The organism is Pseudomonas sp. FA-1, from assembly GCF_056856075.1.
Genome location: NZ_JBWXTH010000013.1, coordinates 104,103 through 129,502 on the forward strand (window position 1 = coordinate 104,103; position 25,400 = coordinate 129,502).

30 protein-coding genes and 1 pseudogene are annotated in these 25,400 nt (G+C 65.5%); 15 read left to right on the forward strand and 16 right to left on the reverse strand.

Annotated features, from left to right (window positions below; all coding sequences use genetic code 11):
- Nucleotides 1-120: 120 nt before the first annotated feature.
- The 5 genes from AC1MHZ_RS21135 to AC1MHZ_RS21155 all read right to left on the reverse strand — a co-directional run bounded on the left by AC1MHZ_RS21135 (nt 121) and on the right by AC1MHZ_RS21155 (nt 5,457).
- Nucleotides 121-402 carry a peptidylprolyl isomerase gene (locus tag AC1MHZ_RS21135; protein ID WP_084857752.1) on the reverse strand — a complete coding sequence of 94 codons (282 nt, stop codon included), beginning with the start codon at nt 400-402 and terminating at the stop codon, nt 121-123.
- Between the two features lie 77 nt (nt 403-479).
- Nucleotides 480-1,541: a 3-deoxy-7-phosphoheptulonate synthase gene (locus tag AC1MHZ_RS21140; protein ID WP_084857754.1), complete on the reverse strand. Its 1,062-nt coding sequence runs from the start codon at nt 1,539-1,541 to the stop codon at nt 480-482.
- Nucleotides 1,542-2,134: 593 nt separating this feature from the next.
- A complete protein-coding gene (locus tag AC1MHZ_RS21145) occupies nt 2,135-3,286 on the reverse strand; it encodes an acyl-CoA dehydrogenase family protein (RefSeq protein ID WP_084857757.1) in 1,152 nt (383 codons plus the stop codon).
- A gap of 16 nt (nt 3,287-3,302) precedes the next feature.
- Nucleotides 3,303-4,367: an enoyl-CoA hydratase/isomerase family protein gene (locus AC1MHZ_RS21150; RefSeq protein WP_084857759.1), complete on the reverse strand. Its 1,065-nt coding sequence runs from the start codon at nt 4,365-4,367 to the stop codon at nt 3,303-3,305.
- Between the two features lie 187 nt (nt 4,368-4,554).
- Entirely contained in the window at nt 4,555-5,457 is a 903-nt protein-coding gene (locus AC1MHZ_RS21155; RefSeq protein ID WP_084857761.1) for a bile acid:sodium symporter family protein, read from the reverse strand.
- Between the two features lie 186 nt (nt 5,458-5,643).
- On the opposite strand from AC1MHZ_RS21155, the gene AC1MHZ_RS21160 reads away from it, so the two are divergent.
- From AC1MHZ_RS21160 to AC1MHZ_RS21190, 7 genes and pseudogenes are all read left to right on the forward strand, one after another.
- Complete coding sequence (locus tag AC1MHZ_RS21160; protein WP_084857763.1) at nt 5,644-6,525, forward strand: Dyp-type peroxidase; 882 nt, start codon at nt 5,644-5,646, stop codon at nt 6,523-6,525.
- A gap of 403 nt (nt 6,526-6,928) precedes the next feature.
- Nucleotides 6,929-7,048: pseudogene (locus AC1MHZ_RS21165) on the forward strand (KGG domain-containing protein); the annotation flags it as partial.
- A gap of 62 nt (nt 7,049-7,110) precedes the next feature.
- Nucleotides 7,111-7,299 carry a hypothetical protein gene (locus AC1MHZ_RS21170; RefSeq protein WP_084857767.1) on the forward strand — a complete coding sequence of 63 codons (189 nt, stop codon included), beginning with the start codon at nt 7,111-7,113 and terminating at the stop codon, nt 7,297-7,299.
- Nucleotides 7,300-7,317: 18 nt separating this feature from the next.
- Nucleotides 7,318-8,646 carry an iron-containing redox enzyme family protein gene (locus tag AC1MHZ_RS21175; protein ID WP_482966879.1) on the forward strand — a complete coding sequence of 443 codons (1,329 nt, stop codon included), beginning with the start codon at nt 7,318-7,320 and terminating at the stop codon, nt 8,644-8,646.
- A complete protein-coding gene (locus tag AC1MHZ_RS21180; RefSeq protein WP_482966880.1) occupies nt 8,646-9,599 on the forward strand; it encodes a methyltransferase in 954 nt (317 codons plus the stop codon). The genes AC1MHZ_RS21175 and AC1MHZ_RS21180 overlap by 1 nt, the downstream gene beginning before the upstream one ends.
- A gap of 5 nt (nt 9,600-9,604) precedes the next feature.
- Entirely contained in the window at nt 9,605-10,756 is a 1,152-nt protein-coding gene (locus tag AC1MHZ_RS21185) for a carboxylate-amine ligase (RefSeq protein ID WP_482966881.1), read from the forward strand.
- A 29-nt stretch (nt 10,757-10,785) separates the two neighbouring features.
- On the forward strand, nt 10,786-11,019 hold the full coding sequence (locus tag AC1MHZ_RS21190) for a PLD nuclease N-terminal domain-containing protein (RefSeq protein WP_084857773.1): 234 nt from the start codon (nt 10,786-10,788) through the stop codon (nt 11,017-11,019).
- An 18-nt stretch (nt 11,020-11,037) separates the two neighbouring features.
- On the opposite strand, the gene AC1MHZ_RS21195 is transcribed toward AC1MHZ_RS21190, so the two are convergent.
- Genes AC1MHZ_RS21195 through AC1MHZ_RS21205 form a run of 3 tightly spaced genes read right to left on the reverse strand, consistent with a single transcriptional unit; the run spans nt 11,038 to nt 12,513 of the window.
- Entirely contained in the window at nt 11,038-11,481 is a 444-nt protein-coding gene (locus AC1MHZ_RS21195) for a DUF421 domain-containing protein (protein WP_324811862.1), read from the reverse strand.
- Nucleotides 11,482-11,489: 8 nt separating this feature from the next.
- Nucleotides 11,490-11,996 (reverse strand): hypothetical protein, encoded by a 507-nt coding sequence (locus tag AC1MHZ_RS21200; protein ID WP_084857776.1) that lies wholly within the window; start codon nt 11,994-11,996, stop codon nt 11,490-11,492.
- A gap of 13 nt (nt 11,997-12,009) precedes the next feature.
- Nucleotides 12,010-12,513 (reverse strand): CinA family protein, encoded by a 504-nt coding sequence (locus tag AC1MHZ_RS21205; protein ID WP_084857778.1) that lies wholly within the window; start codon nt 12,511-12,513, stop codon nt 12,010-12,012.
- Between the two features lie 191 nt (nt 12,514-12,704).
- Here AC1MHZ_RS21205 and AC1MHZ_RS21210 point away from each other — a divergent pair, with 191 nt between their 5' ends.
- Together AC1MHZ_RS21210 and ku are read left to right on the forward strand one after the other, a co-directional pair.
- Complete coding sequence (locus AC1MHZ_RS21210) at nt 12,705-13,610, forward strand: SDR family oxidoreductase (protein ID WP_482966882.1); 906 nt, start codon at nt 12,705-12,707, stop codon at nt 13,608-13,610.
- A gap of 39 nt (nt 13,611-13,649) precedes the next feature.
- Entirely contained in the window at nt 13,650-14,492 is an 843-nt protein-coding gene (gene ku / locus AC1MHZ_RS21215) for a non-homologous end joining protein Ku (RefSeq protein WP_482966883.1), read from the forward strand.
- 149 nt (nt 14,493-14,641) lie between these two features.
- On the opposite strand, the gene AC1MHZ_RS21220 is transcribed toward ku, so the two are convergent.
- The gene (locus tag AC1MHZ_RS21220; RefSeq protein WP_482966884.1) at nt 14,642-14,890 is read right to left on the reverse strand and encodes a hypothetical protein; all 249 of its coding nucleotides are present in this window, start codon (nt 14,888-14,890) and stop codon (nt 14,642-14,644) included.
- The gene (gene ligD, locus AC1MHZ_RS21225; protein WP_482966885.1) at nt 14,890-17,391 is read right to left on the reverse strand and encodes a DNA ligase D; all 2,502 of its coding nucleotides are present in this window, start codon (nt 17,389-17,391) and stop codon (nt 14,890-14,892) included. Before ligD ends, AC1MHZ_RS21220 begins: the two co-directional genes overlap by 1 nt.
- A gap of 158 nt (nt 17,392-17,549) precedes the next feature.
- Between ligD and AC1MHZ_RS21230 the strand changes: the two genes are divergently transcribed.
- Together AC1MHZ_RS21230 and AC1MHZ_RS21235 are read left to right on the forward strand one after the other, a co-directional pair.
- A complete protein-coding gene (locus tag AC1MHZ_RS21230) occupies nt 17,550-18,026 on the forward strand; it encodes a phosphotransferase system, HPr-related protein (protein WP_482966886.1) in 477 nt (158 codons plus the stop codon).
- Between the two features lie 2 nt (nt 18,027-18,028).
- Complete coding sequence (locus AC1MHZ_RS21235; RefSeq protein ID WP_084857788.1) at nt 18,029-18,259, forward strand: metallothionein; 231 nt, start codon at nt 18,029-18,031, stop codon at nt 18,257-18,259.
- Nucleotides 18,260-18,484: 225 nt separating this feature from the next.
- On the opposite strand, the gene AC1MHZ_RS21240 is transcribed toward AC1MHZ_RS21235, so the two are convergent.
- From AC1MHZ_RS21240 to AC1MHZ_RS21265, 6 genes are all read right to left on the reverse strand, one after another.
- Nucleotides 18,485-18,862: a Rho termination factor N-terminal domain-containing protein gene (locus tag AC1MHZ_RS21240; RefSeq protein ID WP_084857789.1), complete on the reverse strand. Its 378-nt coding sequence runs from the start codon at nt 18,860-18,862 to the stop codon at nt 18,485-18,487.
- 88 nt (nt 18,863-18,950) lie between these two features.
- Complete coding sequence (locus AC1MHZ_RS21245; RefSeq protein WP_084857790.1) at nt 18,951-19,379, reverse strand: hypothetical protein; 429 nt, start codon at nt 19,377-19,379, stop codon at nt 18,951-18,953.
- A 29-nt stretch (nt 19,380-19,408) separates the two neighbouring features.
- Nucleotides 19,409-20,368 carry a lysylphosphatidylglycerol synthase domain-containing protein gene (locus AC1MHZ_RS21250; RefSeq protein WP_084857791.1) on the reverse strand — a complete coding sequence of 320 codons (960 nt, stop codon included), beginning with the start codon at nt 20,366-20,368 and terminating at the stop codon, nt 19,409-19,411.
- Nucleotides 20,368-21,570 carry a cardiolipin synthase ClsB gene (clsB, locus tag AC1MHZ_RS21255; RefSeq protein ID WP_084857792.1) on the reverse strand — a complete coding sequence of 401 codons (1,203 nt, stop codon included), beginning with the start codon at nt 21,568-21,570 and terminating at the stop codon, nt 20,368-20,370. Before clsB ends, AC1MHZ_RS21250 begins: the two co-directional genes overlap by 1 nt.
- Complete coding sequence (locus AC1MHZ_RS21260) at nt 21,567-22,352, reverse strand: endonuclease/exonuclease/phosphatase family protein (protein ID WP_084857793.1); 786 nt, start codon at nt 22,350-22,352, stop codon at nt 21,567-21,569. Before AC1MHZ_RS21260 ends, clsB begins: the two co-directional genes overlap by 4 nt.
- Nucleotides 22,349-23,266 (reverse strand): DUF72 domain-containing protein, encoded by a 918-nt coding sequence (locus AC1MHZ_RS21265; protein ID WP_324811834.1) that lies wholly within the window; start codon nt 23,264-23,266, stop codon nt 22,349-22,351. The genes AC1MHZ_RS21260 and AC1MHZ_RS21265 overlap by 4 nt, the downstream gene beginning before the upstream one ends.
- A 187-nt stretch (nt 23,267-23,453) precedes the next feature.
- Between AC1MHZ_RS21265 and AC1MHZ_RS21270 the strand changes: the two genes are divergently transcribed.
- From AC1MHZ_RS21270 to AC1MHZ_RS21285, 4 genes are all read left to right on the forward strand, one after another.
- On the forward strand, nt 23,454-23,588 hold the full coding sequence (locus AC1MHZ_RS21270; protein WP_263498512.1) for a hypothetical protein: 135 nt from the start codon (nt 23,454-23,456) through the stop codon (nt 23,586-23,588).
- A 28-nt stretch (nt 23,589-23,616) separates the two neighbouring features.
- On the forward strand, nt 23,617-24,012 hold the full coding sequence (locus tag AC1MHZ_RS21275) for a low affinity iron permease family protein (protein ID WP_482966887.1): 396 nt from the start codon (nt 23,617-23,619) through the stop codon (nt 24,010-24,012).
- 40 nt (nt 24,013-24,052) lie between these two features.
- Nucleotides 24,053-24,604, forward strand: coding sequence for an ATP-dependent Clp protease proteolytic subunit (locus AC1MHZ_RS21280; protein WP_084857795.1), 552 nt, complete (start codon nt 24,053-24,055; stop codon nt 24,602-24,604).
- An 89-nt stretch (nt 24,605-24,693) separates the two neighbouring features.
- The gene (locus AC1MHZ_RS21285) at nt 24,694-25,116 is read left to right on the forward strand and encodes a hypothetical protein (RefSeq protein ID WP_465001119.1); all 423 of its coding nucleotides are present in this window, start codon (nt 24,694-24,696) and stop codon (nt 25,114-25,116) included.
- Nucleotides 25,117-25,400: the final 284 nt, after the last annotated feature.

Here is a 25,400-nt window from a genome sequence, read left to right on the forward strand (position 1 = left end):
CGGGAGCGGACTTGCCCCGCGGTTGCGCCAGCGGCGGCAACGGTGTCGCCCCTGCTGGCGCAATCGCCGGGCAAGCCCGCACCCACAGAGGGGAGGCGGGCAGGCAGGGCCAAGTCTGGCTCAGTCCTGGCGGCTGGTCACTTCCAACAGGTGGTAGCCGAACTGGGTCTTGACCGGGCCTTGCACGGTGTTGACTGGGGCGCTGAACACCACGGTGTCGAATTCCTTGACCATCTGGCCCGGGCCGAACGAGCCCAGGTCGCCGCCCTGGCGGCTGGATGGGCAAGTGGAGTTGGCCTTGGCGACTTCGGCGAAGTCGGCGCCGGCTTCGATCTGCGCCTTGAGTTCGTTGCACTTCTCTTCGGTGCTGACCAGGATGTGGCGGGCAGTGGCACGTGCCATGGGAAGGTACTCCTTGGGTGAAAAAGGCAAGCCTAGCGCACTTGTCCGGGGTATGTCTCGCCAGGCTTGCCCTTGCTTCACAAACGCTCGGCCGCGCGTCGCAGCAATGCCTCGGTGGCGTCCCAGCCCAGGCAGCCGTCGGTGATCGACACGCCGTATTGCAACGGGCCCTTGCCCAGCGTCTGGCAGCCGTCGAACAAATGGCCCTCGAGCATCATGCCGATGATCGAGCGGTCACCTTGCACACGCTGCTCCAGCACATCCTCGAACACCGCTGGCTGGCGGGCCGGGTCCTTGCCGCTGTTGGCGTGGCTGCAATCGACCATGATGCGGGCGGTCAAGCCGGCCTTGGCCAGCCCCTGGCGGGCCTGGGCGATGCTGGCGGCATCGTAGTTGGGGCCCTGGTGCCCGCCCCGCAGGACCAGGTGGGTATCGGCGTTGCCCAGGGTCTCGATGATCGCCGGGTGGCCTTGGGCATCCATGCCGAAATGGCGGTGCGGGTGGGCGGCGCTGCGCATGGCGTCGCAGGCGATGCCGACGCCACCGTCGGTGCCGTTCTTGAAACCCACCGGGAGCTCCAGGCCACTGACCATCTCGCGGTGGATCTGCGACTCGGTGGTACGTGCGCCAATGGCGGCCCAGCCCAGCAGGTCGTCGAAGTAGCCGGCGGCCATCGGTTGCAGCAACTCGGTGGCGACCGGCAGGCCGCGCTCGATCATGCCCAGCATCAGCCCGCGGGACAGGGCGATACCGCCGTGCATGTCATCGCTGCCGTCCAGGTGCGGGTCGTAGGCCAGGCCTTTCCAGCCCACCGTGGTGCGCGGCTTCTCGACGTAGGCACGCATCACCAGCAGCAGCTTGTCGTCCACTTCGCGGCTGAGGGCCGCCAGGCGGTCGGCGTATTCGAGTGCCGAGCGTGGATCGTGCAGCGAGCATGGGCCGACCACCACCAGCAGGCGTGGGTCGAGGCCTTCGAGAATGGCGCGTATGGCCTGGCGATGTTGCTGGACTTGCTGGGCGAGGGCGCTGCCCAGTGGCATCTGCTGCTTGAGCAGGTGCGGGCTTGGCAGGCGTTGGCTGACGGCGGTGTTGGCAGCCTGGGGCTGGGTCAGGGGCAGTGCGAGGTTCGACGAGTGCATGGCGTGTTTCCCTGGGCGGACGGCGGGTTCAGGCCCGCGCGCTCGGCCCTATCGAGGTGTTCGACAGATATTCGGTGTGGTACTGCGTACGGCGTTGCCACCCAGGAGCGACCGAACGGAGGCGGCAGGCTGGCCCGAACGGGATTGGCTAAATCGCCAGGCGTAGGTGTCTGCGTAGTAATAAGCGATGTCGTTCATGAATCTGTCCTCAATGTGAATCGGTGTTTTTCAAAAGCCTGGAAAAGCAAAACCCCCGGGGCGGGGAGCCGACCGGGGGTTTGAGTATTCTCGTGTTCGGCGGCCCCTCGAAGGTGGGCGCCGTGTGGGTATCAGCGGCGCCTAGTGGCTAAACCAATACCCAAAATAGAAGCTGGCAACGGCCTGGCAGCGAGCAACGGCCAGCACTGGGCGCGCGGTGCGACCGGTGTGGTTGGCGTGGTTGCGGATGCTGTGGGTCATGTTGCTCTCCAAGTGAATGAGTCCGAGCTTACTGCACCTTCGGCGGTGTGTTCAATGGATAAATGCTATGGCGCCGATCATCGTTGTACCGTGCACGCCCCATTTCCCCAGGAGGGGCGTGCATCGCCTGTCGCTCAGAGGGCGTATTGCTTGAGCTCCCGCGCGATCAACATGCGCTGGATTTCGCTGGAACCCTCGTAGATCTGCGTGATGCGCGCATCGCGGTAGTAGCGCTCCACCGGATAGTCCTCCAGGTAGCCGTAGCCACCATGCACCTGGATCGCCATCGAGCACACCCGCTCGGCCATCTCCGAGGCGAACAGCTTGGCCTGTGACGCTTCGGACAGGCAGGGCTTGCCGGCGCTGCGCAGGCGCGCGGCGTGGAGGATCAACAGGCGTGCGGCATTGACCTGCACCTGCATGTCGGCCAGCAGGTTGGCGATGCTCTGGTGTTCATTGATCGGCTTGCCGAACTGCACGCGATCGCGGGAATAGGCCAATGCCGCCTCGAACGCGGCGCGGGCGATACCCAGGGCCTGCGCGGCGATGCCGATACGCCCGCCCTCGAGATTGGACAGGGCGATGGCGAGGCCCTTGCCACGCTCGCCCAGCAGGTTGGCGGCCGGGATGCGGCAGTTGTCCAGGGTCACCGCGCAGGTGTCGGAGGCACGGATACCCATCTTGTGCTCGCTGCGGTCGACCTTGAAACCGGGGTTATCGGTGGGCACCAGAAACGCCGAGAGGCCTTTCTTGCCAAGCTCAGGGTCGGTCACCGCGAAGACGATGGCCAGCCCTGCGCGGCGGGCGTTGCTGACGAACTGCTTGGCGCCGTTGATCACCCAGTGGCCGTCCACCAGCTCGGCGCGGGTGCGTAGGTTGTGGGCTTCGGAGCCGGCCTGGGGTTCGGTCAGGCAGAAGCAGCCGATCACCTCGCCGCTGGCCAGGCGCGGCAGCCAGGCCTGTTGCTGCTCGGGTGTGCCATAAGCCAGCAGCGGGCCGCAGCCGACCGAGTTGTGGATGCTCATCAAGGCACCGGTGGCGCCGTCACCGGCGGCGATTTCCTCGACCGCCAGGGCATAGGCCACGTAGTCGGTGTAGCTGCCGCCGAAGTCTTCCGGCACCACCATGCCGAGCAGGCCCAGCTCGCCCATCTTGCGGACCACGCCGTCGTCGATCCAGGCGGCTTTTTCCCACGCCTGGGCGTTGGGTGCGATCTCGCCACGGGCGAAGTCCCGGGCCATGTCGCGGATCATGATCTGTTCTTCGCTCAGTTCCAGGTCTTGCATCTGTGTACTCCCCGGCTCACAGGCCTTCGAAGAATTGGTCCACGCGCTGGCGGTCGAGGCCGGCGAGGGTCGGCGGGTTCCAGCGTGGCTGCTTGTCCTTGTCGATGATCAGCGCGCGCACGCCCTCGATGATGTCGCCGTATTCGAACCACTGGCGGTCCAGGTGCAGCTCCATGGCGAAGCATGCCTCCAGGTCCAGATGGCGCCCGCGACGCAGCATCTCCAATGTAACCGCCATGGCCAGGGGCGAGCGGCTTTCCAGCTGGTCGGCGGTAGCCAGGGCCCATTGGTGACTGTCGCCGATGCTCACGGCGCGCAATTGTTCGATGATGCTGGGCAGGTCGGGCAGGGCGAAGAAGTGGTCGATCACCGGGCGCAGCTTGGCCAAGGGGGCATCGTCCAGCACCTGGGTGCCGAGCTTGGCCAACAGGCCTTGCAGGTCCTTGAGCGGGTGGTCGCCGAAGCCCAGGCGGTCGAGGCCGGCATCCAGGGCGGCGAGTTTGTCGCTCGCCAGGTACCAGTCGGCCAGGCCGCAATACAGTGCATCTGCGGCCTGGATCTGTGTGCCGCTGACGCCCAGGTAGGTGCCCAGCTCACCGGGAACACGCGACAGGAAGTAGCTGCCGCCGACATCCGGGAAATAACCGATGGCCACTTCCGGCATGCCCAGGCGACTGCGCTCGGTGACCACGCGCAGGTCGGCGCCCTGGGCCAGGCCCATGCCACCCCCGAGGGTGAAGCCGTCCATCAGGACCATCACCGGTTTGCGGTAGTGATGGATGCACAGGTCCAGGGCGTACTCTTCGACGAAGAAATCCCGGTGCAGGCTCGTGCCGGCCTTGAAGCTGTCGTGCAGCGACCGGATGTCACCGCCGGCGCAGAAGCCCTTGGGGCCTTCGCCACGCAAGACCACCGCGTATACCTGCGGGTCGTTGGCCCACTGGTCGAGATGACAGTGCAGGCTGCGCACCATGTCGAGGGTCAGGGCATTGAGGCCGGCGGGGCGATTGAGGGTCAGGTGGCCGATATGGTTGCGGATTTCGGCCAGCACATGGGCCTCGGAATGAGCGTGCGCGTTCATCGCGGTCTCCCTGCTTTGTTATTGATTTTCCAAATGAAGTTTGGCGTGCGCTGGAGGATCGCAGGATCCTGGCATGCGAATATGCCATGCACAATCGACAAATCTGCAGTGCCTGTCTGCATTTTTGCTTGGTACGGTTCTCCAGGCCCGTTCTGTCACTTTAGCCCGTGGGGCGCAGGTGCCCGGTTCAGTCGCCCGCAGCGGGGCTTCGGGCCTGGGTGGCGTCCAACGTATGGCCGCGGCTGACCCACCAGCCGAATGCCGCAGCGGTGAAGAACATGATCAGGCTGTAGAGCGCTGCGGGCACCGCCATGGTCGCGTTGTTCAGCAGTGAAGGGCTCAGGGCCAGGGCAATGGCCAGGGTGCCGTTGTGAATGCCGATCTCCATGCCGATGGCGATTGCCTGCCGGCGCGGAATGTCGAGCATTCTTGGCACCCAGTAGCCCACGCCCAGGCTGAGCAGGTTGAACAGCAGCGCCGCGCCACCCACCACTGGTGCATACTCGACCACGGTCTGCCAGTCCTTGGTCAGCGCCAGGATGATGGTGAAGGCCAGGAACAACGCCGCCAGCAGCTTCATGGGTTTCTCCATGCGGTTGGCGAAGGCGGGCGCCCAGCGGCGAACCAGCATGCCCAGGGCCACCGGCAGCAGGACGATGGCGAACACCTGCATGACCTTGGCAAATTGCAGGGGGATGGCCTGGTCCGAGGCCATGAACCACATCAGCGACAGGTTCACCAGCAGCGGCATGGTCAGGATGGCGATCAGCGAATTGACCGCGGTGAGGGTGATGTTCAGCGCCACGTCGCCATGGGCCAGGTGGCTGAACAGGTTGGCCGTGGTGCCGCCAGGGGAGGCGGCCAGCAGCATCAGGCCAACCGCGAGGGCCGACTCCAGGCCCAGGCCGTTGGCGATCAGGAAGCACACCAGCGGCAGCAGCAGGATCTGGCATGCCAGGCCCACCACCACCGGCTTGGGGTATTTCACCACCCGGGCGAAGTCGGCCAGGGTGAGCGAAAGCCCCAGCCCAAGCATGATGATGCCCAGGGCGATGGGCAGGACAGTGGTGAGCAACGGTGACGCGGTCATGGTGGCATCCCTTTGGCAAGTTGAAAGCAGTCTAGCCACTCCCTGACACGCGGCACGTTGCAGTTGTGCATGCGCTGAAGCGGGTCGCTGCGCCGGCCCCGAGTCGATTTGCCGCTTGAAGGCTGCGCCGCACGGCTCTAGCATTCCCGCTTTTGCATTACGCGCCTACCCGAGGATTAGCCACACATGCCGTTCCAGCAAGGTCTGCTTGCCACACCCGTTCCTGCCCATGCCCGCCACCTGTTCTTCGCCGTGCAGTCGGCCGAGGCGCTGCCTGCGGCACTCGATGCCTTGTTGCCCCAGGTCGATGGGCAGAGCCTGATCCTCTGTGTCGGCGCGCCCCTGGTCAAGGCCTTGGGCCGCGAGGTTCCGGGCCTGCGTGCCTTCCCTCAGCTGAATGCAGCGGTCGAGAACCCCAGTACCCAGCACGCCCTGTGGCTGTGGCTGCGTGGCGAGCAACGGGGCGATCTGTTCCTGCGCGCCCAGGCCCTGGAGCAGGCGCTGGCTCCGGCGTTGCGCCTGGTGGACAGCGTCGACGGCTTCCTGCACCGCGGCGGCCATGACCTGAGCGGCTACGAGGACGGCACCGAAAACCCACGGGACGAAGCGGCCGTGCAGGCGGCCATCGTCGCCGGCGACCAGGCCGGCCTGGCCGGCTCCAGCTTCGCCGCCTTCCAGCTGTGGAAGCACGACCTGAACTACTTCAAGTCGCTGCCCCAGGCAGAGCAGGACAACATCATCGGCCGCCGCCTGAGCGACAACGAAGAGCTCGACGACGCCCCTGCGTCGGCCCACGTCAAGCGGACCGCCCAGGAAAGCTTCGCCCCGGAGGCGTTCGTCGTGCGTCGCTCCGTGGCCTGGGCCGACGAGCGTGGCGCGGGCCTGGCGTTCGTGGCCCTGGGCCATTCGCTGGACGCCTTCGAGGTGCAGCTGCGGCGCATGAGCGGCCTGGAAGACGGCATCATCGATGGCCTGTACCGCTTCAGCCGCCCGCTGACCGGTGGCTACTACTGGTGCCCACCCATGGGCCAGGCCGGTGTCGACCTGAGCCTGTTGCTGCAAGCCTGACCTTCGAATACCGCCGGCCACGCGCCGGCGGTGCCTGCCTCCACCATCCATCCGCCAACCCACGCCCCCCTTCAAACCCGGCTCGACCCCGATCATCCTGCCGTTGTCGGCCGAGTCGGCATCGTTTCGCTGGGCAACTTGGCCAGTGCGCGGCAGAACCACGTCTGCGGCGAAGTGCTCCAGGGTGTGGCCAAGGCCCATTGAGCACAAAGCTTGCGCGCCAAATAAACCGTGGCCGCTTATTTAATGCCACCGGTCCGGCGGGTACCGGAATAAAGCGAATCCCGTTTTATCGCCGTACTCCCAAGCTATGTACGGCAGCTGCCGTGCATCCCGAAGCCACACGAGGTAACAGACCATGGCCAACAAAGAAAACAGCAGGACCGGCAGCCAGGGTGGATCGAAGAACCCAGGCAATTTCGCCAACGACCGCGAGAAGGCCTCTGAAGCCGGCCGTAAAGGCGGGCAGCACTCCGGTGGCGGCCGTTCCAGCGAGTCGAGCCGCAAGGGCGGCCGCTCGTAAGTGAGGCAACGCAGTGCCAGGCTCCCTGGCACTGCGATCACTTCCTGCCAGGAGGATTTCCCATGCGCATGGCCCCATTGATCTGCCTGCTCGGCAGCCTGTCGCTGCTGGGCGGCTGTTTCGACCGTGACGACGACCACCCGGCGAAGGACGCCGACCCCAGCAAACCCTCGCTGCAGATGCAAAAGCCCGACGCGCCGGCCACAGCGCCTGCCCCTGATTCGCAACCGGTGCCGTCCGAAGACAACTGATCGCGCAAGGAGTGAGGCATGACGGTCATGACCCGCAAGGCCGCCCCCGTGGCGCCGGCCTTGGCTGCGAACGACAGCCTGGAGCGACGCTACCAGGCCCTGCTGCAAGGCCGCTGCGAAGACAGCGCCCGATGGCTCGCCGAACAACTGGACCGGGCTGACACGCTGCCCGATGACCTGCCCACTTCACCCGCGCAACTGGACGATTGGTCCGCGCGGCATGCCGCCAAGGTCGCCCGTGACCATGCGGCCTATCTGCAGGCGCGGCGCAAAGGGGCGCCGCGCCGCTATTTCGCCAACCGCGCCCAGGCCCTGTGGTTCCTGCAGCAGGTGGCACCGACCAAGGCGGTGGATGGCGCTTGGCTGCAGGGCTTGTTGCCCCAATGGCCCGACCCGCGCTACCACGGGCTGATCCGCACCTACCTGGAAGAACTGGGCGATGGCGACCCGCGCTGCAACCATGTGCTGATCTACCAGCGCCTGCTCAGCCGCCTGGGCTGCCTGGAACCCTTGCCCCTGGCGCCGGAGCGCTACCTGCAAGGGGCCGTGCAGTTGGCCCTCGGGCAGAACACCGACGCGTTCCTGCCCGAGGTGATCGGTTACAACCTAGGCTACGAGCAACCGCCGTTGCACCTGTTGATCACCACCTATGAACTGGCCGAGCTGGGCATCGATGGCCACTACTTCCAGCTGCATGTGACCATCGACAACGCCGCCAGTGGCCATGCCCACAAGGCTATCCAAGCGCTGCGCCAGCTTTGGCCGGCAGACGATGGCGAAGGGTTCTACCAGCGGGTACGGCGCGGCTACCGGCTAAACGACCTGGGCACCGACACCCCACGCCTGATCGCCAGCTTCGACCTCGAGGGCGAACTGCTCGCGGCCTTGGAGCGCAAGCGTGCCTTCGGCCAGATGATGCATTCGGACCACTGCCGCCTGCAGGGGCGCACCGTCAACGACTGGTTGTCCGAGACGGACGCCATGCCGGGCTTTCTCAAGGCCCTGCAGAGCCAGGGCTGGGTGCGCCGGGGCGAAGATCCGGCGCGCAGTCGTCTGTGGAAGCTGATCGAGGGCCCGGCCGCCGCCATGTTCGGCGTATTCAGCGCCTACGAGAAGCAGCTCTGGCACGACTGGATCGCTAATGGCTGGGAGGCACCCAAGCAACCGCGGGTGGCGCCTGGTAGCTGGCAATTGGATGTCGAGCCGGACCACACAGACGGCGAGCGCGCACCGGTGCCCGTGCTGATCGAACGCATGGCCGGCAACGGCCACGCCCTGCCGGAAGGCCTGCGCGCAACCCGCGCCTATATCCAGGCCACCGGGCTTGCCCAGGAGGAACCCCGCTGATGCTGCTCGACGAAGAACAGATCCAGGCCGACGAGGCCCTGCTGCAACTGGGCCGGCGCCTGCACGCCGATGGTTATCGTTTCACCTGCGTGACGCCGGCGACCCATGCCCGCAACAACGCCCGCGAGGGCACCGACCGGGCGCGTACGCTGCGTGATGTGTTCGGCTGGAGCCGGCCGTTCGTACCTTCGCTGATCTCGGCCGACGAGCTTGCGCAGCTGGCCGCGGCGCAGGTGTTGGTCGAGGAGGGCGACTTGCTGCGCAGCACGGTGCGCTGGTCGAGCCTGGACGACCTGTTGCTGGTGCATTCGGCGTTTCCCACCGATGCCAGCGACGCCGTGTTCTTCGGCCCGGACAGCTACCGTTTCGCCCAGGTGATCCATGACCACCTGCAGCGCAGCCCTAACCGCGTCCAGCATGCCGTGGACATCGGGTGCGGCAGCGGTGTCGGCGCACTGCTGATCGCCCGTGCCGCCCAGCATGCCCAGGTCAGTGCGGTGGACATCAACCCGCTGGCCTTGCGCTACACCGCCATCAACGCCGCCCTGGCCGGGGTGGGCAATCTGTCGGTGGAGCCGAGCGATCTGCTCGATAGCATCACCGGCACCTTCGACCTGATCGTCGCCAACCCGCCATACATGCTCGATGCCAGCGAGCGGGTCTACCGTCATGGAGGTGGAGCGCTGGGTGCCGAACTGTCCTTGCGCATCATCGAGCAGGCGCGCGAACGCCTGAGCCCAGGCGGCTCGCTGCTGTTGTACACGGGCGTCGCGATCGTCGAGGGCCGGGACGCGCTGCTCGAGGCCATTCGCCTGCGCCTGGCCGGGCCGCAGTGGAGCTGGGTGTACCGCGAAGTGGACCCGGACGTGTTCGGCGAACAGCTGCTCGAGCCGGGCTATGAGCGGGTCGAGCGCATCGCTGCGGTGGCGTTGACCGTCACCCGTAACGCGTGACGGCCATGTACCGGCCCTGCACCTTCGGCATCGAGGAAGAATACTTGCTGGTGGACCTTGCCAGTGGCCGGGTGTTGGCCACGCCTTCCCTGGGGGTAGCTCGACGTTGCCGGGAGATCATGGGCCCGTATTTCGCCGAGGAGATGTTTCGCAGCCAGATCGAAGTCGCCTCGCCGGTGTTCGGCAACCTGCACGAGGCGCGCCAGTTCCTGGCGGGCAGTCGCCAGCGCCTGGGCGAAGCGCTGGCCCAGGAAGGCGTCGGCCTGTATTGCGCCGCCAGCCACCCCAGTGCCCAATGGCTGCGCCAACGGGCCAGGACCACGCCGCACTACCGCCAGGTGTTCGACGACTACCAGCACGTGGCCCGGCGCAGCCTGTTGTCCGGCTTGCATGTCCACGTCGGTGTACCGCCGGGGTGCGATCGCATCCAATTGATCAACCAGGTGCTGTACTGGCTGCCGTTGTTCCTGCTGTTGAGCACGTCGTCGCCGTTCTGGGGCGGACACTGCACCGGCTACATGAGCTACCGGCGGGTGATCTGTGCCGAGTGGCCGCACATGGAACTGCCTGAGCCATTGGCCGACTGGGGGGCCTACGAGCGTTACCGAGCGTTGCTGGAGCGTACAGGGGCGTTGGCCAAGGAGGGCGACTTCTGGTGGGCGATCCGCCCGTCCCGACGCTTCCCTACCGTGGAATTGCGCATCTGCGATGCCTGCCCGCGCCTGGAGGACGTGCTGTGCATCGCCGGGCTGTTCCGCCACCTGGTGGAAAGCTGCCTGGCCCAGCGCCATGCCCCGGACCCGATCACCCGGGAGATGCGCTGGATCACCCAGGAGAACTACTGGCGCGCCAAGCGCCATGGCCGGCATGGGCAATACATCGGTGTTCACGAACAGGCGCCGGTCACCGCCGAAGGCTGGCTGGCGCAGCTGCAGGGCCGGTACCCGGCCACCACGGTGGATGCCGAACGCGCCTTCATCCAGGCTCAGCGCATCCTGCGCGAGGGCACCAGCGCCGACCACCAGCTCGACTGCCTGGCGCAGGCCCGCGGCGCCGGACTCGACGCACGCCAGGCGTTGCGCGCGGTAATCGAGCAGGTGCTGGCCCAAGGGCGCGGCAGCGAGCCGTTGCCTGTTTTGGCCCAAGGGCAAGCCTGAACCCATTCGTATTCGAGGAGGTACCCGCCATGGGCGACTTGATGATCTACTTCTGGATAGCGGTCGCGGCAATCATCCTGTTGCTGGACCTATGGGCCATCGTCAGTGTGTTCCGCAGTGACAAACGTGACAGCACCAAGATCCTCTGGGCCTTGCTGCTGGTGATCTTCCCGGTGATCGGGCTGGTCATCTGGGGCCTGTTCGGCCCCCGGGGCATCAAGCCTGGCACCGGGCCTACATCATCGGAGCACAGCAAGGGTTGAGTCGCCCCCATCGCGGGGTCACGCTTCCTTGATGATCGAGATCTTGCCGTTGCGCTCCACGATCGCATAGCGGATCTGCTCCACCGTCTCGACCCCTTGGCTGTCGCGCGCCGACTCTAGGATATCGTCCTCGGTCAGGCGCGCCTTGCGCATACGCCCATGCAGGAATCGCCCATGTTCCACCACCAGCGTTGCATGGCCGTCCAGCAGTCGCGCCAGGCGCTGGGACTTCAGCTTGGCCAACGACAGCCCCACGTCCAGCACGATCAGCGTGGCGATCACCAGCATGGCGTTGACGAACGAGAAGTCCTCGCCCAGCAAGGCTTGCTGGGTCGCTTCGCCGATGATCATCAGCAACACGAAGTCGAAGGTGGTCAGATCGCCCAGCGAACGCCGGCCAGCGATGCGGAACAACAGCATCAGGGCGACGTACATGGCTGCGGCGCGAAGGATTGAATCCATGTCGGCTCCTAGGGGTAGACGAAGCTGGAAAAACGCACTGCGCTGTTCGGGCCTGCACGTACCACGCCTTCGAGCGGGCCGGGCGCATCGGCTCGCAGTGTCAGGTAGAGCGTGGCCTGGCCATCGCCGCCGGTGCCCAGCTGCAGCTGCAAGGCCCGGCCCTGGGACAGCGATGCCAGCGGCTGGGGCTGCATCGTCTCGATGCTGGCCTCGCTGAACAGCGAGCCGCCGAGTATCACCGTCACCGGCCCATCGCCGCTGCCACGCACGCTGATGCGCATGCTGTCCATGGCGCCGGCGCGGTTGAAGCGCTGGTACTCGACCTTGACCCGGCCGTCGGCGCTGGTCACCTCGCTACGGCTGAGCGGGCCATTGCCGAATAGCCCTGCCAAGGCCAGCAATACCAGCAGCACGAGCATGTACCAGCCCACCCGCTCGAAACGCCAGACCCGACGTTGCATGGGCATGTCTTCCTGCACCGGCTGGTTTCGCGACAGCTGTTCATCGTCGGTCATGGGTAGCGCTCCTTCAGGCCCGCTCACCACGCAGCCAGCGCTCGTGGTAGTGACGCAGGCGGGTCAGTCCGTACAGCGCGGCCTGGCGCAATACCTCGGCGCGATCGCCGAAGAAGCGCTGGCTGCGGGTGAAGACCGCGATCGGTTCGCCATCGAAGGCCCAGGCGAAGCACAAGGTGCCCGGGGCGACGCCGTCGGTGCCGTCCGGGCCGGCCACGCCGGTGGTGGCGATGGCCACATTGGCGGTGCTGTCCTTGAGCGCGCCGAGGGCCATTTCCCAGGCGACTGCTTCGCTGGTCAGCCCATAGCGCTCGATGGTCGCCGAGCTGACCCCCAGCAGGCGCTGCTTGGCCTTGGGCGAGTACACCACGTAGCCGCTCTCCAACGTCTCGCCAAGCCCTGGGTGCTCAGCCAGCAGGGCGACCATGCGCCCGGCGGTGCAGGACTCGGCCGTGGTCAGGACCAGGTCATGGGCTTTGAGGTAGTCCAGGACATCCTGGATGGGATCGTCTTGCATCGGGTGCGCCTCGTTCGGGCCTTTTGCGATGGACGCCCGGCCAAGGCCAATGGTTCAGCCGGCCTTCACCGACCACCCGTCGGCAAGCCCGGCGGGCCGGGCAAACCTTCGTTTGCCAGGCGATCTCGAACGCTTAGGTGCCCCTCGTGGGCCGAGCCGTTCGTAGAAATGCCAAGTCAAGGAGGCACGCCATGTCCAACAAACCCCGTGACCAGTTCAGCATGCAGAACCCGCTGACCCAGTATCCACACCCGCCGTTTCCCGACCAGACCCAGGCGCCACCGGGCCTCGATGCGAACATGCAGCCCAAGCCCGACCATGGCGAAGACAGCTACAAGGGCTTTGGCCGCCTGGCCGGGCGCAAGGCGCTGATCACCGGCGCCGACTCGGGAATAGGCCGTGCCGTGGCCATCGCCTTCGCCCGCGAGGGGGCCGACATCGCGCTCAACTATATGCCCATGGAGCAGGCCGATGCCCGTGAGGTGATCAAGCTGATCGAGGCCGAAGGGCGCCAGGCGATTGCCATTCCCGGCGACCTGAAGGACGAAGTGTTCTGCAAGGAGCTGGTCGACCAGGCCCATGAGCAACTCGGCGGCCTGGACATCCTGGTCAACGTGGCCGGCAAGCAAGAGGCGCGCAAGGACATCGGCCAGATCAGCCACGAGCAGTTCGACCATACCCTCAAGACCAACGTCTATGCGCTGTTCTGGCTGTGCCAGGCGGCCGTACCGCTGATGCCGGCCGGTGCGACCATCATCAACACCGCGTCCATCCAGTCCTACCAGCCTTCGGCGACGCTGCTCGACTATGCCACCACCAAGGCCGCCATCGTCGCCTTCACCAAGGCGCTGGCCAAGCAGGTGGTCGAGCGCGGCATCCGCGTCAACGCCGTAGCCCCGGGGCCGATCTGGACGGTGCTGCAGCCCAGCGGCGGCCAGCCGCCGGAGAAGATTCCCGAGTTCGGCTCGCAGTCGCCGATGAAGCGCCCGGGACAGCCGGCCGAGTGTGCACCGCTGTACGTGCTGCTGGCGTCCCAGGAGTCCAGCTATATCACCGGCGAGGTGTTCGGTGTCACCGGTGGCAATCCGCTGCCTTAGGGCAGGGGGCCTTCAATGCACGAATGGTAGGAGCAAGCCATGGCCCGGGCAATCTGGAAAGGCGCGATCAGTTTCGGTCTGGTGCACATCCCCGTGAGCCTCAACACGGCCGTGCGCACCGAGCGTGTAGATTTCGACTGGCTCGACAAGCGCAGCATGGAGCCGGTGGGCTACAAGCGGGTGAACAAGGTCACCGGCAAGGAAATCGACAAGGAAAACATCGTCAAGGGCGTGGAATACGAGAAAGGGCACTACGTGATCATCAGCGAGGAGGAGATCCGCAACGCCCGCCCGGAGGCGACCCAGACCATCGATATCTTCTCCTTCGTCGAGGCCACCGACATCCCTTTGCAGCATTTCGACACCCCGTACTACCTGAGCCCGGATCGGCGCGGCGGCAAGGTCTATGCGTTGCTGCGCGAGACGCTGCAGAGCACCGGCAAGGTGGCCCTGGCGACGGTGGTATTGCATACCCGCCAGCACCTGGCGCTGCTGCGCCCGTTGGACGACGCCCTGGTGATGATCACCCTGCGCTGGCCCGAGGAAGTGCGTGGGCTCGAAACCCTGGAGCTGGACAAGAGCGTGACCGACGCCAAGGTGGACAAGCGCGAGCTGGACATGGCCAAGCGCCTGGTCGAGGACATGAGCGGGCCCTGGACGCCAGAGGACTACCACGACGCCTTCCGCCAGACGATTCTCGACCTGGTCGAGGAAAAGGCCAGCAAGGGCAAGATCAGTGTGGTCGAGAAAAGCGAAGGTGCCACGGAGAAAGGCGCCGATATCATCGACCTCACCGAACTGCTCAAGCGCAGCCTAGGCGGCAAGAAAGCGGCACCGCAGAAGAAGCCGACCAAACGTCCGCGCAAGGCATCGGGCGGTTAGCGCGGGCTCGGTAGGAGCGGCCTCGCGCCGCGAAAGGGCCGCAAAGCGGCCCCAGGGGCTGAGTGAAGGAGCAAGATCACTGGGGCTGCTCTGCATCCGGTTCGCGGCACAAGGCCGCTCCTACACGGATCTTGCAACCAAGCCATCGCTCATGGGCTCGGTTGCGCCGGGGTGTTCTTCTTGAAACCACGCAGGTTCATCGCACACAGGCAGAACTGCAGGATGATCAAGGCCCAGGCCTGGACCTGCCAGCCCCAGACCACCCACAGCACATTGCTGCTGATGAAGCAGCAGAAGCCAGCGCGGCGTCTGCGCGGCTGACGTGAGCCGATGCACCAGGCCGCCAGCACCGTCAGCAGCATGGCCGGCCATTGCAACAGGTCGATCATGAACCCCATCAACTCATCCCCATCTGCTTGCGCATGCGTGCGGTGATCGACTGGCGGGTCTTGGCAAGGTCGGCCCATGGGTCTTCCACCTCGGCCAGCCGCTCGGCCAGGTTGCCGATATGCCATTGGTTGGCACCCTTGAGCTGGGTCAGTTCCTCGCGCCAGATCGGTACCGAGACCGGCAGCCCTTCGCGGGCGCGCAACGAATAGGCGCTGACCGTTGTAGCCCCCTTGCCGTTGCGCAGGTAGTCGATGAAGATCCGCCCGACCCGGTTCTTCGGGCCGGACACTGCGCTCAGGCGGTCGGGGAACAACCCGGCCAGGTAGTTGACGATGGCATGGCTGAAGTCCTTGACCTCGTCCCACCCGGCCCGCCGGGTCAGCGGCACCACCATGTGGATGCCCTTGCCGCCGCTGGTCTTGAGAAACACCTTCAGGCCCAGCTCGTCGAGCAGGGTGAGGGTCAACTGGGTGGCCTCGAGCATGGCCTTCCAGGGCAGCGCCGGGTCTGGGTCCAGGTCCAGGACGAAGCGGTCGGGCTTGTCGAAGTCCTTGTCGGTGCCGTTCCAGGTGTGCAGCTCGAGCATGTTCATCTGCACCGCGCCCAGCAGGCTTTCGGCGTTGTTGAGCACCATCGCCGCCTGGCCGGCCTCGGCCTTGCTGTAGCTGACCACCTTGGGGATGTGCAGTTGCCCGGCGTTCTTCTGGAAGAACAGCTCGCCGCCCAGGCCGTCCGGCGCGCGCACCAGGGCGACCGGGCGGTCCTTGAGTTGCGGCAGGATCCAGCGGGCGACCTGGGCGTAGTACTCGGCCACCTGGCGCTTGGTCACGCCGCTGGTGGCGTCGATCACCCGATCGGGGTGGGTCAGGCGCAGCTCGCCGAGCTCGGCGGCCTGGGCCTTGGTGCCGGGCGTGGACAAGCGGGTCTTGGGCATGGCGCGCTCCAGGTCTATGGCGGTGGCCGGTTTGTCGTCACGCAGGCCATGGAACACCGAATGGCGTACCACGCCGTCGCGGGTCATCTGGGCATAGGCGACCTCGGCCAGCAGTTGCGGCTTGAGCCAATGCACGCCACGGGCTTCGGCCCCGGTCGGCGGCTTGGCCAGGGCCGGCTCGGGCACTTCCAGGGGTTTCAGCCGCGCATGGATGCTGTCCAGGGTGGTGGCGCTGAAACCCGTGCCGACCTTGCCGGCATAGTGCAACTGGCCGCTGTCGTTGTCGTGTAGCGCCAGCAGCAGGGCGCCGAAGCCATTGCGGCTGCCCTTGGGGTCGGTGTAGCCGACGATCACGAACTCCTGGCGCTGCTTGCACTTGAGCTTGACCCAGTCGCTGCTGCGCCGGCCTACGTAGGGGCTGTCGGCGCGCTTGCCGATCAGGCCTTCGAGTTGCAGCTGGCAGGCGCTGTCGAGCAGCGAATCGACGGGTTGGTCGAAGTCGGCGGAGAACCGCACCTGTTCCGACTCGCGCCCCTCGAGCAGCTGGCGCAATGTCTCGCGGCGGTCTTGCAGCGGCACCTGGCGCAGGTCCTGCCCGCCGAGGAAGGGCAGGTCGAACAGGTAGTAGACGATGTGCTCGTCATGGGCGGTGTCGAAGGCGTTCTGCAGGGCCTGGAAGTCGGCCATGCCGTTTTCGCCGGCGACCACCACTTCGCCATCGAGCCAGGCGGACCCGAGCTTGAGCGCGCGCAGGGCCTGGACCTGGTGAGGCATCTTCTCGCTCCAGTCATGGCCGTTGCGGGTGAACAGGCGTACGTCTTCGCCGTCGATACGGGCGAGGATGCGGTAGCCGTCGAACTTGACCTCATAGCGCCAGTCCCCGGCCGGGGGCGAGTCGACCAGCGTGGCCAGCTGCGGCTGCAGGTGTTCGGGCAGTTCGGCTTTCTTCCCGGCGCTGGCACGTGGACGGGCGGCGGGGCGCTTGGCCGGCTTGGCGCTGGCCTTGGCCCGGCGCGGCACCAGGGTCCGCTCGCTGAGCACGCTGTCGGGTTGGGCCTGGACGATGCTGTACTCGGCCTCGCTACGCGCCTCACTGTCCTGGGACTTGACCAGCATCCACTGCTCCTTCTTGCCGGCCAGGTGGGTGCGGAACAGGTTCCAGGTTCCGGAGAGCTTTTCGCCCTGCAGGCGAAAGCGCAGCTTGCCCTTGGCGTAGCCGGCATGGGGGTCGCCTTCGGGCTCCCAGATACCACGGTCCCAGACGATCACATCGCCTGCACCGTAATGCCCTTCGGGGATGTGGCCTTCGAAGTCGGCGTAGTCCAGCGGGTGGTCCTCGACGTGCACGGCCAGGCGCCGGACCTTCGGGTCCAGGGAAGGGCCCTTGGGAATCGCCCAGCTCTTGAGGGTGCCATCGAGCTCCAGGCGGAAATCGTAATGCAGGTGGCTGGCGTCGTGTTTCTGGATGCAGTACTGCAGCGCATGGGCGGCCTGGCCTCGCCGGCGCGTGCCGGACGGTTCGGGCGTGGCGTTGAAGTCGCGTTTGCGCTGGTACTCCTGCAGGGGCTTGGCCATGACGGGCTCCGGGACGGTACGCGGGTCTCTAGAGGTGGGAGGGAGCCGCACCGGGCAGAGTTCAAAATTTCCGCCTGCGGGCGCCATCGGGCAGAAACTCTGAATCATTGCCCAGCCGTGGGAGTCGACCGCATGAACCCACCTGACGGAGAGCCGTGATGCCCCAGCCAGACGACCCGAAAACCAGGCCCCAGGTCGACATCGACGATACCGAGGACCGTATGGGCAGCGTGCATGAAGTGGACTTCAGCGAGCGTCAAGACGAGCGCGAGGGCCGCGCCGGTGATGAACGCCCAGCCCAGGAAGTGGCCCAGGAGTACCCCCCTCGGCGGGTGGCAGAAAGTGGCATGAGTGGCGGCGAAGCCTTGAGCGACAGCCTGCACGAAGACAACGTCACCCTCGATGACCTGAGCCCGGACACCCTCTATGACCAGACCGGTGCCCGCGACCCCCATGAACCCGGTGGCGCGGGCGGCCCGGCGGACAAGACACTGCGCCGTGTCGAGGAGCGCGAGATCGGCGGTGGCATCGGCCTCGATGAAGCCGAGCTGGCTCGCTCCGCGCCGCTCGATGGCGAGCCGTGGACCGACGAGGTGTCGCCGGTCGACCCCGATGACGATGAACGAAGGAGCTGACCATGACCGAGCAACGTTGTGCCTGTAACCACTGTGCCTGCACTGTCGACGCCAATGCCGTGCTGCAGGATGACAAGGCCTACTGCTGCGAAGCCTGCGCCACTGGCCACCGCAACGGCGAGCCGTGCCGCATGGCCGGCTGCAATTGCGCCGAGATGGTGCAGCCCAAGGAGAGTAATGTGGACAATGCGCTGGACGAAACCTTCCCGGCGAGCGATCCGATTTCGCCTTGAGACAGGTGGTGTAGTACCTGTGGGAGCGGGCTTGTCCCGCGATTAGGCCGGGCCCGATATCACCGTCGCCTGGCAAGGGCTTCGCCCTTGATCGCGGGACAAGTAGGACCGCCGCACCGCCGCTCCCACAGGGGCAGCATTGGCCGCTTGTTCTCTGCGCGACAGCGCCGCCCGCAAGGGCTGGGTGATCTCCCACGAAGCGAGCGGAGTGAATCCATAGAGTGCTCAAGCCGCCTTGCGCAGCGCCTCGATCAGCTCGCCTTTGCGCATGGTCGAGCGCCCGGAGATATTGCGCTTGCGCGCGCGGTCCAGCAGTTCGGTCTTGGTCATGTCCTCCAGCCGTTGCCCTGGCCGGGGCACGCCGCGGCGGGTGGCGGCGGCGCGCTTGGCCGAAGATTCGCGAGCCTTTTCCTTGGCCTGGGGGCTCTTCTTCTGCCCCGAGCCACCTTTGCGCTCGCCACCGCCGGACTGTTTGTTGACCGTGGCCCAGGCGCGGGACTCGGCTTCGTCCTTGGACACGCCCTTGGCCTCGTAGCTCTCCTCGATGTGCTCGGCCTTGCGTTTCTGCTTGTCGGTGTACTTGTCTTTGTCTCCACGTGGCATGGTGGTTCTCTCCTTGGCAGTGAAAAACAACGCGTCTACTACGGGGGAGCCCAGCCGGATGCCGACGTTCCTAAGCTGCGACCGGCGGTCAGTGCGTCTGCCAGATGCCATCCTTGCGTTCGCAGTCGGCACGTGCCTGGGCCAGGCTTGGGGTGTCGTAGTAGTACGTGATCACCCGCGCATCCTTGGGCACGGCGGGCTTGGTCGAAGGTTCGTCGCGGCCGGCGGCATTGGGGTTGGCGAGCGACTCCTGGGTCAGCGGCGCGATGCAACTGCCGACGCTGCCATCGGCGCAGCGGGCTACCTTGTGTTTCTGCGTGCTGATCATGTCCTTGCTTTCGTTGCTGCACGACCAGGCGATGGCCTCGGCGGGCATGTTGCCGTAGCTGTAGCAGGTCCGCCGCTCCACGGGCTTGACCGCGTCGCTGGAGGAGCGGGTGAGCACTTCGCAGGCCTCGGCCAGCGCCTGGGTACTGGCCAGGCTGCCGAGCAACAACAGCAGGATGGAAAAACGCATCGGACACCTCCCGGCCGTGGCGGCCTTCGTCAGGTCTTGCGCATTGCGGCCTTGCCACGCCGGCGCATGGCCCTGGCACGTTTCTCCAGAACCAGGTACACCAGCAGCGCCAGCAGCAAGGGAATCAGGTAGTACAGGGTACGGTAGCCCAACAGCGCGGCCACCAGGCTGCCCTGGCCGATCTGGCCGTGGAGCAGGGCGAGGAACACCGCCTCGAGCACGCCGAGCCCGGCGGGAATATGCGCCACCACACCGGCCACGCAACTGATCAGCAGAATGCCGAGGATCGACGGGTAGAACAGCTCATGGGGCAGCAGCCAGTGGATCAGTGCTGCCATCAATGCCCAGTTGGCCGCGCCCAGGGCCACCTGGCACAGCGCCAGGCGCAGCGAGGGCAGGGTGAGCTCGTGTCCCCGCAGGCTCCAGGTGCGACGCTTGGCGAAGGCGCAGGCCAGTAGGTAGCCCAGGGCGAGCGCCAGCAGCAGCACACCGATCAAGCGCAGGCCAGTGGCGCCCACCGCCCAGTTGTTGGGCATCTCGACCAGGCCCAGGGCGAACACCGTTCCCGCCAGCAGCATATAGCCTACCCAGTTGGTCAGAAGGCCCAGGGTGAGGATACGGGTGATGGTCGGTGTATCCAGGCCCAGGCGTCCGTACAGCCGGTAGCGCAAGGCCACACCGCCCACCCAGGTGGTGAAATTGAGGTTGAAGGCGTAGCACACGAACGCAACCGGCAGTACCTGGCGAGCCGGCAGGTGGTGGCCGGTATAGGCGCGGCCGAGCAGGTCGTAGCTGGCGAAGGTCAGGTAGCTGGCGAACGCCAGCACCAGGCCGATGGCCAGGGTACCGGGCTTGTAGGCCAGCAACGACTGGCGCACCTCGTTCCAGTCCAGGTTGCGCGCCAGCAGGTACAGCAAGGTCGGGATCAGCACCAGGAACAACAGGGTCATCAGGCGTTTGCCCCAGGTGCGCCAAGGTGTGTGCTCCATCAGGTCTTGCCCTCGTGATAGGCCTGGGTCTCCTGTTCGCCGGGGCACAGCGACTGCAGGACCTGGCGGTGGGCGGGGAACCAGCCAGCGATCCGCGGGAAGTGGCGAATCACGTGGAAGCACAGGAAGATCAGCGGCGCCCGCCACCAATAGCCTCGCACCATGCGCTCCAGGGTGACGGCCTTGCAGTGTTCGTTGGCCAGTTCGTTCAGGTGCTGGTACAGCGTCTGGTTGAAAGCGCGGTCGCGGATCAGCAGGTTGGCTTCCAGGTTGAACGACAGGCTCAAGGGGTCGAGGTTGCTCGAGCCGACCGTGGCCCATTGGTCGTCCACCAATGCGACCTTGCCGTGCAGCGGGCGTTGGCAGTACTCATGGATGCGCACGCCATCGCGCAGCAGGTAGTTGTACAGCAGCCGCGACAGAGCCCGGACCCAGCGCATGTCCGGCTGCCCCTGGAGGATCAGCACCACCTCCACGCCCCGGCGCGCGGCGTTGCGCAGTTCGCGCATCAGGCGGTAACCGGGGAAGAAGTAGGCGTTGGCCACCACGATGCGCTGACGGGCCAGGCGAAAACCTTCCAGGTAGTAGGCTTCGATGTCGTTGCGGTGGCGGCCGTTGTCACGCTCCACCAGCACCGCGCAGGCCGAGCCGCTGGGCTCGGTCACCGGGCGCACCTGGCTGGGCGGCTCCAGCACCGGCGCCAGCAGCCGGCGGCTGGTGGCGTGCACCTGGGCCACCACCGGCCCGCGTACCTCCACGGCATAGTCCTGCTTGGCCATGGGGCCGAAGTCGCCCAGGTGGTCGGCGCTGTAGTTGATGCCGCCAATGAACGCGAGCTCGCCGTCGATCACCACGATCTTGCGGTGCAAGCGCCGGAACAGGTTGGTGCGCATGCCCACCAGGCGCGGCTGTGGATCGAAGGCGTGGAAGCGGATCCCGGCTTCGGTCATGGCCGAAATGAAGGCATCCGGCAGGTCGGCGGTACCGTAGCCGTCGGCGGCCACTTCGACCCGCACGCCACGCCGGGCTGCATCGATCAGTACCTGTTGCAGCTGCTGGCCGACCTTGTCGTCGTAGATGATGAAGGTCTCGAGCAGGATCTCTTCACGTGCCCGGGCCATGGCCTCGAACACGCGTGGGTAGTACTGCTCGCCATTGATCAGCAACTGCACATGGTTGCCTTCCACCCAAGGCCGGTTCATAGGCTGATCTCCGCCGCCAGCGGTGCATGGTCGGACAGGTGCGACCACGGGTATTTGGACAGCACCTGGACCCTGCCGGGCATGGCGTTGCGCAGGTAGATGCGGTCCAGGCGCAGCAAGGGCAGGCGCGCCGGAAAGCTGCGCGCCGGTGTGCCCAGGCGTTCGCCGAAGGCCTCGACCAGGCGCTCGGACAGCACCGCGTCGGCCTTGAGCCGCCAGTCATTGAAATCGCCGGCGACAATGACCGGAGCATCGGTCGGCAGGCTGTCGAGCAGTTCCAGTAGCAAGCGGACCTGGGCCTGGCGGTGCGCTTCACGTAGGCCCAGGTGCACGCACACCGCATGCAACTGGTCGTGGCCTGGCACTTCCAGGCGGCAATGCAGCAGGCCGCGTTGTTCGTTGCCGGCAATCGAGACATCGAGGTTGTGGTATTCGGCGATAGGGAATTTCGAGAGCAGGGCATTGCCATGGTCGCCGTGGGGGTAGACCGCGTTGCGACCGTAGGCGAACTGTGGCCACATGGTGTCGGCGAGGAACTCGTACTGCGGCGTCTGTGGCCAGGCCGGATGACGCTGCGCGTGCATCTGGTGGCTGCCATGAACCTCCTGGAGGAACACCAGGTCCGCGCCGGTGGCCCGAACCGCCTCGCGCAGCTCGGGCAGGATGAAGCGCCGGTTGAACAGGGTGAAGCCCTTGTGCACGTTGATCGTCAGCACATTCAGACGGTGCACCGCAGTGATCTTGTCGATGATGCATCGGGGAGCTGGCATGGTCTTGTTCACAATTCGACCTCCGGTTCCACCCCAGGCTCGGTGACCAGCTCGCCGGCGAGGTTCAGTTTTTCCAGCAGGCGACGGGCATCGTAGGGTGCGTGGACTTTCTGGTCATTGTCGAAGTAGCAGTAGACGTCCCGCGAGGCGCGCTCGTGCGGCGCACGCTGGACGATCAGTTCGGCGTCGTCGGGTTGGCCGCCCTGGCTCCAGGCCAGAATGCGTTCCTTCCAGCGGCGCAGGGCGCGGGCGGTGTAGCCGCTGCTGTAGAGCTCGACGTCGCCATGCAGGCGCATGTAGATGAAGTCGGCGGTGACATCCTCCACATAGGGCCACTTGCCGGCGCTGTCGGCCACCACCAGCGCGACCTTGTGCTTGCGCAGCAGCTCGACGAATTCGGCACACCGGAAGCTCTCGTGGCGGATCTCCACGGCATGGCGCAAAGGCGCGTTGCCGTCGATATCGGTGCCGCCGTTGCCCCGTAGGCGTTCGGCACAGTGCTCGGCCAAGGCCCGGGCAGTGACACGGTCATGGGGTAGGCGTTCGAGAAAGTCGGCGAAACGTGCCGCGTCGAACTTCATGCTGGGCGGGAACTGCCAGAGCACCGGGCCCAGCTTGTGGCCCAGCTGCAACGGGCCGGAGGCGAAGAAGTTGGCCAGGGGCTCCTCGATGTCCTTGAGCCTTCTCACATGGGTGATGTAGCGCGGCGCCTTGACCGAGAACACGAAGTCGTCCGGCGTTGCGTCGCGCCACTGGCAATAGCGCTGCGGCGTCTGCAGGGCATAGAACGAGCCATTGATCTCGATGCTGTTGACCGCCCGCGAGGCGAACGCCAGTTCGTCGTCCTGGCGCAGCCCCTTGGGGTAGAAATCCTTGCGCCAGGGGCCATAGCGCCAACCGGAAATGCCTATACGGATATCACTCACGTTGCCGTCCTTCGTTCGTGATGGGTTGCAGGTCTGTCCTTGAATTGCGACTCGACGCAGGCGGTGAGGGTTCAGGAAGTTTGACGAGTGGAGCGGGGCATCGTTTTTGAACTTTGCCGCCGCCGGCGATTCCACCGCATGCCAGGGGAGGATTTGGCCCGCCTGGCATTGGCAGAGGAACCGAACCATGAACACCGACACCGATTTCGAAGAACTGAACGCGCAACCGCAGGCCAGTGAGAAGCCCGAGGATGACCCAGAGGTCCTGCCCGACGACCCTGACCTGCAAGGCTTGCCTGGCGAGGACAAGCTGCCGGGCTGATGCCGGGTGGCTGAGGAGGACTGCCGGCATGAAATTCGACCGTTTCGCCCACTGGCTGGCCAAATGGGCTGGCCGACCGCTGACCTTCGCCATCGCCCTGTTGCTGATCGTGGCCTGGGCCGTGAGCGGGCCGTTGTTCGACTTCAACGACACCTGGCAACTGGTGATCAACACCTCGACCACCATCATCACCTTCCTGATGGTGTTCCTGATCCAGAACACCCAGAACCGCGACAACGACGTGCTGCACATCAAGATCGACGAGCTGCTGCGCACCACGCGCAAGGCACACAAAGCACTGTTGGCCCTGGAGGACATGGATTCAGCCGAGCTGCATGCCTTGCGCAAGGAGTACCAGCGCATGGGCGAAAAGGACAAGAACGGCAACGGCGCGCCACCGGACGCCGTCGAGCAATCCGATTGACGTTTCACTGGAATGATTTCCGCCAACCTTGGAGGCAAGCATGGCCAGACACATCATTCACTTCACCGGGCCGATCAACTCGTCCACCTGCGGCAACCTGATCAGCACCAGCGCCCGGGCCCTGCAACAGGGTGCCGAGGTCTTGCAGATCAATATCGCCACCATGGGCGGGGAGTGCAGCTACGGGTTCACCCTGTACAACTTCCTGCGCTCGCTGCCGGTACAGGTGCATACCCATAACCTGGGCACGGTGGAGTCCATGGGCAATATCCTGTTCCTGGCGGGCGAGCACCGTACGGCCTGCGCGTTGAGCAAATTCTTGTTCCACCCGTTCCACTGGACCTTGCACGGCTCGGTGGACCATTCACGCATGGCCGAATATGCGATGAGCCTGGACTACGACCTGCGCCTGTATGCCCAGATAGTGGCCGAGCGCACCGAAGGGGCCTCCGAGGTGTTGGACGTGCCGCGCTATCTGATGGCCTATCCGCGCATCCTCGGTGCCAAGGAAGCGCTGGAAAGTGGGATGATCCATGCCATCGACGAGATGCCCATCGAGGCGGATGCTTGCCAGCACAGTGTGCATGCGTGAGGTAAGGGGCGGCGAGACTTGCAGCTTTTCCTACAGACCATGCGATACGGATCCTTAACATGGGGAGGACATTTCAAGGAGATGTCCCTATGTATCGCAAAAGTCTGTGTGTGTTGTTTGCCCTGGTCGCTCCGGCCGTAGCAATGGCTTCCAGCTGTGACGTGCCTTTGGACTTGAACCAGCGACAGATGATCAACCTGAGCGACCCGCTGTATCACCCCAGCAATCCCAATGCCGGTCGTATGGTGAAGGTCGATTTCGGGCGTGAACGCTATACGCTGGAGGTGTTGGGTACCGATATCAAAATGGAAGGCAAGTACGAATACAGGAACATCCAGCGTGGTCTGGGTGAAATCGACATGACCGAACGGCATCCAGACGGTAGTGCCACCTATACCCTGACGCTCAAGTGCCTCACGGACCGGTCGGGGATGTTCCTCTACACCCAGCACGATGGCCCGGTGGAGCCAGCCCAGCGCCAGAACAGCGGCCGTTGGACCCTGGTGCCCTGATCATCAATCTGTAGGTGTGATCTTGCCCCGCGATCAAGGGCCAAGCCCTTGCATGGCACCGCGCTACCAGGGCCGGCCAATCGCAGGTCAAGCCTGCCACAGGGATTTCGCACATCTTCGATGGGAGCTGGCGACAGCCTGCGATGGGCTGCAAAGCAGCCCCAAGCCCTCGAACGGTGGAGCCCCTCCACACTCAAGTTGCCGCTGTGCGGCCCATCGCAGGCTCCGCCAGCTCTCATAGAACAACGCATGACCATTTGATTTGCGGCACCCTGTGGGAGCGG